The sequence below is a fragment of the Nocardia sputorum genome, from assembly GCF_027924405.1.
GTDB lineage: Bacteria > Actinomycetota > Actinomycetes > Mycobacteriales > Mycobacteriaceae > Nocardia > Nocardia sputorum.
The window spans coordinates 5,826,564-5,838,954 of record NZ_AP026978.1 but is presented as its reverse complement, the minus strand read 5'-3'; the positions used below and the strand labels follow the sequence as shown (position 1 = coordinate 5,838,954).

Annotated in this window: 9 protein-coding genes and 1 pseudogene; 6 read left to right on the top strand and 4 right to left on the bottom strand. The window is 69.6% G+C overall.

What is annotated here, in order from left to right:
* The first annotated feature begins 2 nt into the window (after positions 1-2).
* Positions 3-1,208, top strand: a complete 1,206-nt coding sequence (locus QMG86_RS26410) for a M20 family metallopeptidase (RefSeq protein WP_281881142.1) — start codon at positions 3-5, stop codon at positions 1,206-1,208.
* Between the two features lie 220 nt (positions 1,209-1,428).
* Here the strand turns inward: QMG86_RS26410 and QMG86_RS26405 are convergent, their stop codons facing one another.
* On the bottom strand, positions 1,429-1,902 hold the full coding sequence (locus QMG86_RS26405) for a gamma-glutamylcyclotransferase family protein (protein ID WP_043720454.1): 474 nt from the start codon (positions 1,900-1,902) through the stop codon (positions 1,429-1,431).
* 173 nt (positions 1,903-2,075) lie between these two features.
* Between QMG86_RS26405 and QMG86_RS26400 the strand changes: the two genes are divergently transcribed.
* The 4 genes from QMG86_RS26400 (at position 2,076) to QMG86_RS26385 (ending at position 7,286) form a co-directional block, all read left to right on the top strand.
* The gene (locus QMG86_RS26400) at positions 2,076-3,479 is read left to right on the top strand and encodes an NAD(P)H-quinone dehydrogenase (protein ID WP_063023136.1); all 1,404 of its coding nucleotides are present in this window, start codon (positions 2,076-2,078) and stop codon (positions 3,477-3,479) included.
* 465 nt (positions 3,480-3,944) lie between these two features.
* Complete coding sequence (locus tag QMG86_RS26395) at positions 3,945-4,829, top strand: hypothetical protein (RefSeq protein ID WP_281875352.1); 885 nt, start codon at positions 3,945-3,947, stop codon at positions 4,827-4,829.
* A 200-nt stretch (positions 4,830-5,029) separates the two neighbouring features.
* On the top strand, positions 5,030-5,902 hold the full coding sequence (locus QMG86_RS26390) for a DUF8176 domain-containing protein (protein WP_281875351.1): 873 nt from the start codon (positions 5,030-5,032) through the stop codon (positions 5,900-5,902).
* A gap of 205 nt (positions 5,903-6,107) precedes the next feature.
* Positions 6,108-7,286 carry an aminotransferase-like domain-containing protein gene (locus tag QMG86_RS26385; RefSeq protein WP_281875350.1) on the top strand — a complete coding sequence of 393 codons (1,179 nt, stop codon included), beginning with the start codon at positions 6,108-6,110 and terminating at the stop codon, positions 7,284-7,286.
* 187 nt (positions 7,287-7,473) lie between these two features.
* Here the strand turns inward: QMG86_RS26385 and glpK are convergent, their stop codons facing one another.
* Positions 7,474-8,973, bottom strand: a complete 1,500-nt coding sequence (gene glpK, locus QMG86_RS26380; RefSeq protein ID WP_281875349.1) for a glycerol kinase GlpK — start codon at positions 8,971-8,973, stop codon at positions 7,474-7,476.
* Positions 8,974-9,502: 529 nt separating this feature from the next.
* Here glpK and QMG86_RS26375 point away from each other — a divergent pair.
* Complete coding sequence (locus tag QMG86_RS26375) at positions 9,503-11,236, top strand: glycerol-3-phosphate dehydrogenase/oxidase (RefSeq protein WP_281875348.1); 1,734 nt, start codon at positions 9,503-9,505, stop codon at positions 11,234-11,236.
* 200 nt (positions 11,237-11,436) lie between these two features.
* Here QMG86_RS26375 and QMG86_RS26370 read toward each other — a convergent pair.
* Positions 11,437-11,556, bottom strand: a pseudogene (locus QMG86_RS26370) (NAD(P)-binding protein); the annotation flags it as partial.
* A gap of 12 nt (positions 11,557-11,568) precedes the next feature.
* Complete coding sequence (locus QMG86_RS26365) at positions 11,569-12,351, bottom strand: DNA-formamidopyrimidine glycosylase family protein (protein ID WP_281875347.1); 783 nt, start codon at positions 12,349-12,351, stop codon at positions 11,569-11,571.
* Positions 12,352-12,391 lie beyond the last annotated feature (40 nt).

The window sequence follows — 12,391 nt, the reverse complement described above, 5'->3', positions numbered from 1 at the left end:
CCATGGAGGGCCCCGGCAGCTCCGCAGCGTCGGAAACCCGGGGGTCCGGGCGAGCAGCGGTGGAGTCCTGGCTGGCCGATCACACGGTCGATCTCGTCCAGTGGCGCAGGCATATCCACGCCAATCCGGAGCTGTCCCGGACCGAGTTCGGCACCACCGAGTTCGTCTCGGCGTGGCTGACCAAGGCGGGACTGACGCCGCAGGTACTTCCCGGCGGCACCGGCTTGATCTGTGACCTCGGACCGGACGGCCCGCGCATCGGCCTGCGCGCCGACATGGACGCGTTGCCCCTGCAGGAGTTCACCGGACTGCCCTTCGCCTCGACGGTGCCGGGCGTGTCGCACGCGTGCGGCCACGACGCGCACACCACCATCCTGCTCGGTACGGCGCTGGCCTTGGCGGAGGTGCCGGAGTTGCCGGTCGGCGTGCGGCTGGTCTTCCAGCCCGCCGAGGAGATCATGCCGGGCGGCGCGATCGACGTGGTCGCCGCCGGTGCAATGACGGGTGTGGAGCGGATCTTCGCGCTGCACTGCGACCCGCGCCTCGAGGTCGGCCGGGTCGGCATCCGGGTGGGTGCGATCACCTCCGCCGCCGACACGATCGAGCTGGTGCTCGACTCGCCGGGCGGTCACACCTCGCGTCCGCACCTGACCAGTGACCTGGTCTACGCGATCGGCTCGGTCATCACCGGGTTGCCTGGCCTGCTCAGCCGCCGCATCGACCCGCGTACCAGCACCGTGATGGTGTGGGGCGCGGTGAGCGCGGGGAAGGCGCCGAACGCCATTCCGCAAACCGGGATGCTCACCGGCACCATCCGCACCGGAGATCACGCGACGTGGTCGTTGCTGGAGCCGATGGTGCGGGAGATCGTCGACGGCCTGCTCGCCCCGACGGGCGTGCGCTACCAGTTGAACTACCGTCGCGGCGTGCCGCCGGTGGTCAACGACGAGCACTCCACCCGCATCTTCGAGGACGCGATCCGCGCGCTCGGTCCGGACGCGCTGGCCGACACCCCGCAGTCCGGTGGCGGCGAGGACTTCTCCTGGTACTTGGAGGAGGTGCCGGGCGCGATGGCGCGCCTGGGCGTCTGGTCCGGTACGGGGGAGCAGCTGGATCTGCACCAGCCGACCTTCGACATCGATGAGCGGGCGCTCGCGGTCGGCGTCCGGGTGCTGAGCAATCTCGTGCTCGACCCTGGCTCTGTCTGATTTCCAGCGCCTGCGGCGCTGGGTGTTCGCGGCCCCTTTGTGGCTCGCGTCCGAGTGGGCGAGACGCGCCTCTGCGGCGCATGCGCTTCGCCCGCTCGGACGCGAACCGGGCCGCGAACGGTGCTCGATGGCCTCGCGCTCGACGAGGCCGGGAGTGCGCCGACGGCTCGGCCGACCTGGAAGGTACGGCATGCCGCCGGCGTCGCGGTGTGACGCGTGGTCAGCCGAAATTGCCCGGGCCGACGTTGCGGCTGTTGCGGGTGCGTAGGGCGTGCACGTAATCCTCTGGCGCGCCTGCCTTCTCGGCGGCGTCGGCGATCACGCCGAGGTAGCGGGCCGAGGGTAGGCCGCCCTCGTAGGCGTCCAGCACGTAGAGCCAGGCCAGCGTGGGGTCGCCGCCGTCGGCGTTGCGGGTCACCCGCAGGCGGATCTTCTTGTGGATACCGAAGTCCGAGCCCTCCCAGCGGTCCAGCCGCTGCTCGTCCTCCGGGGACACGTCGTAGAGCACGACGAACACCCGGGAACCGGGATCCTCGACGACCGTCGCGAGAGGCCCTTCCCAGCCGATATCGTCACCGGCGAAGGTGAGCCGCCAGCCCTCCAACCAGCCCGTCCCGGACATGGGGGAGTGCGGACAGCGCTCGAGCATCTGCGTCGAGTCCATGTTGGACCCATAGGCGGCATAGATCGGCACCAGCAAAGGGTAGCCAATAACCTTCGCGAACCGCGTTCGATTGCCACACCTGCGGCGCGGCGCGCGGCGGGGAACCGTTGCGCACCGGTAACGCGGTCGATGGTGCGAGGTGGTTGCCGGATAACGTTGACCCGTGCCGGAGATCCCGGCGCGAAGCACGAGCGGAGGTATCAATGACCCGCATCGCGATCATCGGTGGCGGACCGGCCGGCTATGAGGCGGCCCTGGTGGCGGCCCAGCACGGCGCGTCGGTGACGCTGATCGACTCCGACGGGATCGGCGGGGCGTGCGTGCTGTGGGACTGCGTCCCCTCGAAGACCTTCATCGCCTCGACCGGCGTGCGCACCGACCTGCGCCGCGCTCGCGATCTGGGGATCACCCTCGACCCGAATCAGGCGCAGGTGCAGCTGCCGGAGGTGAACGCGCGTGTCAAGGCGCTGGCGCTGGCACAGTCCTCCGACATCCGCTCGAAGCTGCAGACCGTCGGGGTGACCGTGCTCGCCGGATACGGCGAGCTGATCGACCGCGGCAGCGGCCTGGCCGCGCACCGGGTGCTGGCCAAGCTGGCCGACGGCGCGCAGCAGACCATCGAGGCCGAGGTCGTGCTGATCGCCACCGGCGCGAGCCCGCGCGTGCTGCCTGGCGCGGAGCCGGACGGCGAGCGCATCCTCAACTGGCGTCAGCTCTATGACTTGGAGGAACTGCCGGAGACCCTGGTCGTCGTCGGTTCCGGTGTGACGGGCGCGGAGTTCGTCTCGGCCTACACCGAGATGGGCGTGCGGGTGAAGCTGGTCTCCAGCCGCGACCGCGTGCTGCCGGGCGAGGACGCCGACGCGGCGCTCGTGCTGGAGGACGCGCTCGCCGAACGTGGGGTGGAGCTGGTCAAGCACGCGCGCGCCGACGCCGTGGAGCGCACCGCCGACGGCATCGTGGTCAAGCTGTCCGACGGGCGTACCGTGTCCGGCTCACACGCGCTGATGACGGTCGGCTCGACGCCCAACACCGCGAACCTCGGGCTGGAGCGGGTCGGCATCGAACTCGATCGCGGTGGTTACCTCCGGGTGGACCGGGTGTCGCGCACGTCGGTGCCCGGCATCTACGCCGCGGGGGACTGCACCGGGCTGCTGCCGCTGGCCTCGGTGGCCGCGATGCAGGGACGCATCGCCATGTACCACGCGCTCGGGGAGGGCGTCAGCCCGATCCGCCTGAAGACCGTCGCCTCCGCGGTGTTCACCCGGCCGGAGATCGCGACCGTCGGCGTCAGTCAGACGGCCATCGACAACGGCGAGGTCCCCGCGCGCACGGTGATGCTGCCGCTGAACACGAACCCGCGCGCCAAGATGTCCGGGCTGCGACGCGGTTTCGTCAAGATCTTCTGCCGTCCCGCGACCGGTGTGGTGATCGGCGGCGTCGTCGTCGCGCCGATCGCCTCGGAGCTGATCCTGCCGATCGCGCTTGCGGTGCAGAACAATCTGACGGTCAACGACCTGGCCCAGACCTTCTCGGTGTACCCGTCGCTCACCGGTTCGGTGACCGAGGCGGCGCGTTTGCTGATGCGGCACGACGATTTGGACTGACCTCGGTTCGGCGTCTGCCGTGCCGTGTCCGATTCAGGACATCACGCCCGGTGAGCACGGGGCGCGCAGGGGAGGCGGGCGCTCTTGCCACCCTTGGCTATTCACCGCGTTGCCCATCGTGCGCACATGTGGTTCACTCTCGGCAGAGATGCGATCGAAGGACGGTCGCGGAGTTCGGTGTGGGGGGATGGGTCCTTTCCAAATCGGCACGAACGAACGGCTTGGGTCGTTCGACGATCAGGCGTCTCACCCAGGGACAACTGCATGCGGCCGTTCCGGTCGCACCCGGGAAGGGAATTGCGAAAAGTGAAACATCGTAAGCCGAGTCGGGCGCAGCGAGCGATGGCGAGCACCTCGTTGCCTCTGGCCACAGCGGCTGCAGTGGCCACTCTCTTCGCTGCGCCGGCGGGGGCGGCTCCCAACGATCCGACCACTCCGCCGACGCCTGCTCCGGCGCAGCCGGGCGTGAACGAGTCGCCGAGCACCCCGGAGACCACGCAACCGGAGCCGAACAAGCCGGAGTCCAAGCAGGATCCGCAGAAGCCGGAGAGCAAGCCCACACCGAGCCAGCCCGGCGTCACCACCCCCGAGTCGGACCACGCCGCGCCGGACCAGAAGGATCCGAAGCTGGCGAAGCCGACCCAGCCGGGCGTGACCCCGCCGCGCGTCGCGCCGCTGCCGGTTCCCGGCCAGCAGAAGCCGAGCGACCCGCAGCCCGCGGTCGTGCCGGACCAGGCCGCGCCGCAGCCGGGTCAGCAGGCCGCGCCGCAGCCCGGCCAGCAGACCACTCCGCAGCTGGGCACGGAGAACGACAACGCCCAGGCCCGCCAGCCGGAGAGCTCCACGCTGGTGCAGCCGCAAGCGCAGCCGCGCTGGCAAGCGCCGCGCATGGAGGCGGCCCCGGCCGCGCCCGTCGTCGAGATGACCGGCCCGCACGCGGAGATCGGCGCGAACATCGACGGCGGCACCATCCTGCCGGGCCACGTGGCCAACACCCACCACTTCAGCAACGAGGCCGGTTACGTCGGCACCATCGGCTACCGCACGCCGACCGGCGCGGGTGAAGCGGGCGTCTCGGTGGAGTTCGTCGACAAGAACACCGTCAAGCTGACCACCTACACCGGCGGCGAGGGCTTGGCCTCGAACAACACCACCGCCGTGTTCGACACCACCCAGCTGAACCAGGCCAAGGCCGCGGTCGAGGACTGGATCCGCGAGCAGCCGGGCGGCGCGGCCGCCCTGGAGGCCGCCGCACAGGTTAAGCTTCCGCTTCAGCCGGGCGATTTCGCTCCGCAGACCGTCGACGTGGGTGGTGTCACCACCCAGTGGGGTGGTTCACTCCAGTACTGACACGTGCTGTTCGACGGGTGGGGCGGTCGTTCGCGGCCGCCCCACTTGTGTGTCCTGGGAAAGGATTGGGTGTGACTTCCGAGGGTTCTGCGAGGGAGAACGAATCCGATCAGTCCGGTTCGGCGTTCGGTCCGCCAGTGGGGGAGTTCGGTCCGCCGATTTCCGAATTCGGGCCGCCTGTCACGGAATTCGGTCCGCCGATGGGCCCGGACGTGGGCCCGGGCTGGCAGGTGCCGCAGCAGTCGAGCGACCACTCCGAACTCACTTGGCGCCCGGCGGGCGAGCCGGAGACGCCTCCGGTACCGCCCGCGCAGTTTCGCGCGCCGGACTCGACGGTATACGCAGAACGGCCGTCCGCACCGCCCGCGCCTGCCCAACCCGGGCCGCCTGCCGGGGAGGCCGCGGGCCCGACGTCCACGGACGGCGAAAAGGACTCCTGGTGGAACCGGCCGACGCAGGAAGGTGGCGTTCCGAAGCCTCCGCCGCCCTCCGAATCCGGCCTGTCCTGGGCCGAGGACCCGATCGCCATGCGGCTTGCGCTGCGCATTCCCGAGACGCCCGCGCCCGCGCGGCGCGGTTCCTCGCGGCGCTGGGTCGTGCTGGGGACCCTCGCGGCAGTGGTGGCGCTGGTCGCGCTGACCGTGACCATCGTGGTGTCCAGCGGCAGTGATGACGGCCCGGCTGCTTCGGACACCAGCAGTGCCGTGGCGATGGACTGCCCCACCCGCACCGAGGGCAAGGTCACCTTCGGCAACGGTCCTGGTGATACGAGCAGTGGGATCCGGGCGATTCTGGGCTTCGAGCATGCGTACTATTCCGAGCGCAGCGCAGCCCGCGCGCACACATTCGTGGCGCCGGGCGCGAACGTCGAGCCGCCCGCGGACCTGCAGAAGACCATCGACCAGCACATCCCGCAGGGCACCGGATATTGCCTGCGGATCGCGGAGATCTCCTCCGATCGCTTCAACGTCGAGATCACCGAGCGCCGTCCCGACGGCACCGAGGCTCAGTACTTCCCGGTGATCACGACCGTGAACCTGGACGGACGGACGCTCATCTACCTGATCGATTGAGTCTGCTCCGACCACCCGTGATGACGTCATCGGCAACGGGCCCACCCGGCCGACTCGGTGGATCGCCCTCGCCGGTGACAATCCGCGAGGAGGAGATCTCCGCCCGCGGCCAATTTCTCACATATTGAGAATGGAATTTCATATTCTGGTAGCCGATGTGAAACAGTGAGGACTCGCGTACCGTGGCGTCCTTTCGGGAGGTTTCATGTCGGCGATCACTCCACCGCTGGCCCGGCGTCTCGACGGCCTGACGAGTTCGGCGATCCGGGACTTGCTGAAGGTGGCGGCGCGCGACGACGTGATCAGCCTGGCGGGCGGCTTGCCGGACGAGCAGTTGATGCCGCGGGACCGGATCGCGCAGGCGGCGGAGGCAGCGCTCGCGGACCGCGCGCGTCTGCAATACACCGAATCGGCGGGCTGGGGCCCGTTGCGTGACGTGCTCGCGGCACGGGAGACCGTGCGGCTGGGGCGGCCGGTGCCGCTCGAGGAGGTGTTCGTCACCCACGGGTCGCAGCAGGCGTTGTCGCTGCTCGCCGAGGTGCTGGTGGATCCGGGTGCGCTGGTCGTGGTCGAGGATCCGGCCTACGTCGGCGCCTTGCAGGTGTTCCGGGCCGCCGGATCGCGCATCGTGACGGTGCCGTTGGACGCCGACGGCATGCGAGTCGACGCCTTGGCCGAGCTGCTCGCTCGGGGCGAGCGGCCCGCGCTGGTGCATACGGTGAGCAATTTCCACAATCCGCGCGGTGTCACCATGAGCCCGCGGCGACGTCGGGAACTCGCCGGACTCGCCGATCGGTACGGATTCTGGGTGATCGAGGACGATCCCTACGGTGAGCTGTGGTTCGAGCGGCCGTCGCCGGAGCCCATCGCGACGTATTCGGCCAACGTCATCCGGCTGTCGAGCGTGTCGAAGATCCTGGCACCGACCTTGCGGGTGGGCTGGATGACCGCGCCCGACGCGGTGTGCCGGGGCGTGGAGCTGCTGAAGCAAGGCGCGGACCTGTGCGGTTCGGCGCTGACCCAGCAGATCGCCGCCGATCTGCTCGCCGACCCGGATTGGCTGGGTGCGCAAGTGGAGGAGATCCGGCGCGTCTACGGTGCGCGAGCGCGTGTGCTGGTGGACGAGCTGCGCGCGCGTTTCGGTGACCGGCTGGTGAGTACCGACGCGGCCGGCGGCATGTTCGTGTGGGTCGACTTCACCGACGGGACCGACACCGTGGACCTGTTGCCCCACGCGATCGATCTCGGCGTCGCCTACGTCCCCGGCGACGCGTTCGCGGTCTCCGGAGCCCATCGGAACTCGATGCGGCTGTGCTTCACCACCTCCGAGGAGGCGACCCTCCGGGAGGCGGTCTCCCGCCTGGCGCATGCGATAGGCGAATGATGTCGCGCGCGGTCGCCTCGGCGCGCGCCACTGCCGGTAGGGTCACTGTTCCGGTCGATTCGGCCGCGCCACGGTCGACGGCGACAACCGAGGTGCACGACATCAGCCCCGCGGGTGCACGACATCGGTCCCGCGGGTGCATGACATCGGCCCCCGCGGGCGCACGGCATCGCCCCACGCGGGCGCGTCAGTCGACCCAGCCGTAGGTGCGTTCGACCGCCTTGTTCCACGCGGCGAAGCGTTCGTCCCGGTCGGCGGCCGACATGGTCGGGTGCCAGGTCTTGTCGGCGGCCCAGTTGTCCCGGATGTCGTCGGTGCCCGACCAGTATCCGACGGCGAGCCCGGCCGCGTACGCCGCGCCGAGGGCGGTGGTCTCGTTGACCACCGGGCGCACCACGGGCACATCGAGGATGTCGGATTGGAACTGCATGAGCAGGTCGTTGCCGACCATGCCGCCGTCCACCTTCAGCGTGGTCAGCTCCAGGCCGAGCCGCTGCGACTCGGCGTCCGCGCGCATCGCGTCGACCACCTCGCGGGTCTGGAAAGCGGTCGACTCCAGCACCGCCCGCGCCAGATGGGCCTTGGTGACGAAGCGGGTCAGCCCGGCGATCACGCCGCGTGCGTCGGGACGCCAGCGGGGCGCGAACAACCCGGAGAAAGCCGGCACGATGTAAGCGCCGCCGTTGTCGTCGACGCTGCGGGCCAGCGGCTCGATCTCGTCGGCGGCGGAGATGATGCCGAGGTTGTCGCGGAACCACTGCACCAGCGAGCCGGTGACCGCGATGGAGCCCTCCAGGGCGTACACCGCGTCCGCGTCGCCTAGGCGATAACACACCGTGGTGAGCAGGCCGTGCTTGCTGAACACCGGCGTGGTTCCGGTGTTCAGCAGCATGAAATTGCCGGTGCCGTAGGTATTCTTGGCCTCGCCGGGCGACAGGCACGCCTGGCCGAAGGTGGCGGCCTGCTGGTCGCCCAGGATGCCCGCGACCGGCACCCCCGCCAGCGGCCCGGACGCGATCGGCGCGTAGACCTCCGAGGAACTGCGTACCTGCGGCAGCATCGACTCCGGCACGCCGAACTCCGCGCAGATCTCCGAATCCCACTGCAGCGAGCGCAGATCCAGCAGCATGGTGCGGGAGGCGTTGGTGACGTCGGTGATGTGCTCGCCGGTCAGATTCCACAGCACCCAGCTGTCGACGGTGCCGAAGCACAGCTCGCCCGCCTCAGCGCGCTCCCGCACGCCGGGCACGTTGTCCAGGATCCAGCGCAGCTTCGGGCCGGCGAAATAGGTGGACAGCGGGAGGCCGGTGCGGTCCTGGTAGCGGGCCGGACCGGCGCCGCCGCCCAGTTCGGCGCACAGCCGGTCGGTGCGGGTGTCCTGCCAGACGATCGCGTTGTACACCGGGCGGCCGGTCGCGCGATCCCACACCACGGTCGTCTCCCGCTGATTCGTGACGCCCACCGCGGCGATGTCGTCAGCGCCGAGACCGCTGCGCTCCAGCACCTCACCGAGCACGAATGCGGTATCGCGCCAAATGGTTTCGGCATCGTGCTCCACCCAACCCGGTTGCGGGAAGATCTGCTCGTGCTCGCGCTGGGCGACGCCGACGACGCGTCCCTGCCGGTCGAAGACGATGCACCGACTCGAGGTCGTGCCCTGGTCGATGGCGGCCACATAACGACGCATCCGTGCAGTGTATTTTGGCCGCGACTTCGTCGCGGCGTGTTCGCGGCTGTGTTGGTCTTGCCAGCGCCTGCGGCGCTGGGCCGCGAACGGGCAATGCTCGGTCTCGCTTCGCTCGAAACCGGGGGTTGTGGTGCGCTGGGTGCGTCGGGGCGGAGTGCTGCGGCCCCCGGCGCGCCGTTTCGGGACTCCTCTGCGGCGTCCGCTGCTTGCTCCTTCGTCGCGTCCGAGGCGGCCGCGCGAACCGAGCCGGGACCCGAACGGGCAATACACGGTCTCCGTGCACTCGAAACCGGGGGTTGAAGTATGGCCGGATGACCTCCGGTGGCCGCGTCCGGCAGGGTGCGACCGGGTGTCGGGTGCCTCACTGGGCTGTGCGCGATGACTCGCCGCTCGGATAGGGTGGTCTTGTTACCGACGAGTAGGCAAGGGCGACACGGACTGGGGCGCGGGCGGTCGATCCGCGGCGGTTCGCCTAGCCTGGACCTGAACGCTCGATCGCACACATCCGCGTCGGCTGGAGGAGTCGAGCATGGCCAATAAACCGGATACGCAGTTCCTCGGCCCGGAGCAGCGCAGGGCGGCCTGGGAGCGCTTCGGCAAGGATCATTTCGATGTGGTCGTCGTGGGCGGTGGCGTGGTCGGGGCCGGCATCGCGCTGGACGCCGCGACCAGGGGTTTGCAGGTGGCCTTGGTCGAGGCCCGGGATTTCGCGTCCGGGACTTCCAGCCGGTCGTCGAAGATGTTCCACGGCGGGCTGCGGTACCTCGAACAGTTGGAGTTCGGGCTGGTGCGCGAGGCGCTGCGGGAACGCGAGCTCACGCTGTCCACCCTGGCGCCGCACCTGGTCAAGCCGCTGCGGTTTCTGTACCCGCTGACCAATCGCGTGTGGGAGCGTCCGTACGTGGCCGCCGGGCTCGTGCTTTACGACACCATGGGTGGATCCAAAAGCGTTCCCGGGCAACGGCATCTGAGTCGCGCGGGCGCGTTGCGGCTGGCGCCGGGGTTGCGGCGCGACTCGCTGATCGGCGGGGTCAGCTACTACGACACGGTCGTCGACGACGCGCGTCACACCATGACGGTGGCGCGCACGGCCGCGCACTACGGCGCGGTCATCCGCACGTCCACCCAGGTCGTCGGGTTCGTGCGGGAGGCCGACCGGGTGATCGGTGTGAAGGTGCGCGACACCGAGGACGGGCGCAACGGCGAGGTCCGCGGCCATGTGGTGATCAACGCGACCGGCGTGTGGACCGACGAAGTGCAGGCCCTGTCGCATCAGCGCGGCCGGTTCCACGTGCGGGCCTCCAAAGGGGTGCATATCGTGGTGCCGCGCGATCGGATCGTCAGCGACACCGCGATCATCCTGCGCACCGCGACCTCGGTGCTGTTCGTCATCCCGTGGGGTGCGCATTGGATCATCGGCACGACCGACACCGAGTGGAATCTCGACCTCGCACATCCGGCCGCGACCAAGGCGGATATCGACTACCTGCTGGAACGGGTGAACGAGGTACTGGTCACGCCGCTCACGCCGGGAGACATCGACGGCGTGTACGCGGGCTTGCGCCCGCTGCTGGCGGGGGAGAGCGACGAGACCTCCAAACTGTCACGCGAACATGCGGTCGCCCGGGTCGCACCGGGCCTTGTCGGCATCGCGGGCGGCAAATACACCACCTATCGGGTGATGGCCATGGACGCGGTGGACGAAGCGGCGCAGGATATTCCGGCCCGGGTTTCGCCATCGATCACGGCGAAGGTGCCGCTGCTGGGCGCCGACGGCTACTTCGCGCTGGTCAACCAGACGGTGCAGCTGGCCGAGACCTACGGGGTGCATCCCTACCGGGTCAAGCATCTGCTCGATCGGTACGGTTCGCTCATCGCCGACGTCATGGCCTTCGCCACGGACAAACCCGAACTGCTGCAACCCATTACGGACGCGCCGTCCTATCTGCAGGTGGAGGCGGTCTACGCGGCGGCGGCCGAGGGCGCGCTGCATCTCGACGACATCCTGGCCCGGCGGACCCGGATCTCGATCGAGTACCCGCATCGCGGCAGCAACTGCGCCGAGCAGGTGGCTCAGCTGGTCGCGCCCATCCTGGGCTGGGACGAGGAGGAGGTCGACCGGGAGGTCCAGACCTATCAAGCGCGAGTCGACGCGGAGATCCACTCGCAGACCCAGCCGGACGACGCCTCCGCCGACGCCCTGCGCATCGCCGCCCCGGAGCCCCGCCCGGAGATCCTGGAACCGGTGCCGGCGGAGGGCTGAGCCGCGCGACCGCGCCGTCACTCTGATCACTGCTCGTCGGCGGGGGCCTCGACGCGCATCGCCCAATCGACCAGTGAACGCAGATAGCGCAGCACCAGCTCGTCCGGGTACTCGACCGGATCGACGAGGTGCAGCCGGGCCAATTCCTCCGTGGCGGCCAACAGGATTCGCTCCGTCGGACCGTCCGGATCCACGGGTCTGCCGAGTTGCCCTCTACGCTCCAGCAGGGTGACCTGCTTGCCTGCCTCCGCCAGCCAGACCGCCGAGGCGAGCCCGGGCGGGCCGCCGCCGATCATCACGTATCGCCGTGGGTCGCTCATGGTGCCCGCGGATCAGCCGGCCGGGGCGGGCTGGCAGTGCGGACAGAAGAAGATGCCGCGTTCCCGCTGTACGACGCGGTCGTAATCCGGTGCGGTGTCCCCGAGCAGGTCGGCGACCAGCGGCGTGCCGCAGCGCTGGCACGGCCGGTGCGTGCGGCCGTACGCCAGTGGCCGTCGTGGGGGCCGCTCGACCGCTTCGGTCAGGATGCGGTGTGCCTCGTTGACCATCGCCAGCAGATCGGGGACGTCCCCCACCCTGGTGGCGGGGTGGACGCGGCGCAGGAAACAGACCTCGCTGCGGAAGATGTTGCCGATCCCGGCCAGATTGCGCTGGTCGAGCAGGGCGACGCCGATGGGTTGATCCGGATACCGCTCCAGCCGCCGGACGGCTTCGGCCGCATCCCATTCGGGCCCGAGCAGGTCCGGCCCGAGATGGTCGACGACGCGGTGCTCGTCGCGCACTCGGACCACCTCGACGGTGCCCAGCGAGAACCCGACGGCCTCGACGTCCGCGGTGCTCAACACGACCCGTGCGGCCACACGAGGTTTGGTCCAGCGCTGTCCGCAGTGGAACACGCGCCAGCTGCCCTCCATCTTCAAGTGCGTGTGCACGCTGACACTGGGTGTGCGGATGAAAAGGTGCTTCCCGTAACTGCCGACGCTTTCGACCACCTGTCCGCGCAGATCGACCGTCGCGTATCGCGGCACCCGGAAATCGCTGCGCGTCAGTTCTTTTCCCGCCAAAGCGGCGCGAAGCCTTTTGGCGGCCAGAAAGACGGTGTCACCCTCAGGCATACGACCCCGGTGTGCTGACGGGGTCGACTGCGTTCCGGAT

Bases quoted from the DNA above. Each gene is read 5' to 3' on its own strand.
- QMG86_RS26410 (WP_281881142.1), top strand. From the start codon at position 3: ATGGAGGGCCCCGGCAGCTCCGCAGCGTCGGAAACCCGGGGGTCCGGG.
- QMG86_RS26400 (WP_063023136.1), top strand. From the start codon at position 2,076: ATGACCCGCATCGCGATCATCGGTGGCGGACCGGCCGGCTATGAGGCG.
- QMG86_RS26390 (WP_281875351.1), top strand. From the start codon at position 5,030: ATGGGCCCGGACGTGGGCCCGGGCTGGCAGGTGCCGCAGCAGTCGAGC.
- QMG86_RS26385 (WP_281875350.1), top strand. From the start codon at position 6,108: ATGTCGGCGATCACTCCACCGCTGGCCCGGCGTCTCGACGGCCTGACG.
- glpK (WP_281875349.1), bottom strand. From the start codon at position 8,973: ATGCGTCGTTATGTGGCCGCCATCGACCAGGGCACGACCTCGAGTCGG.
- QMG86_RS26375 (WP_281875348.1), top strand. From the start codon at position 9,503: ATGGCCAATAAACCGGATACGCAGTTCCTCGGCCCGGAGCAGCGCAGG.
- QMG86_RS26365 (WP_281875347.1), bottom strand. From the start codon at position 12,351: ATGCCTGAGGGTGACACCGTCTTTCTGGCCGCCAAAAGGCTTCGCGCC.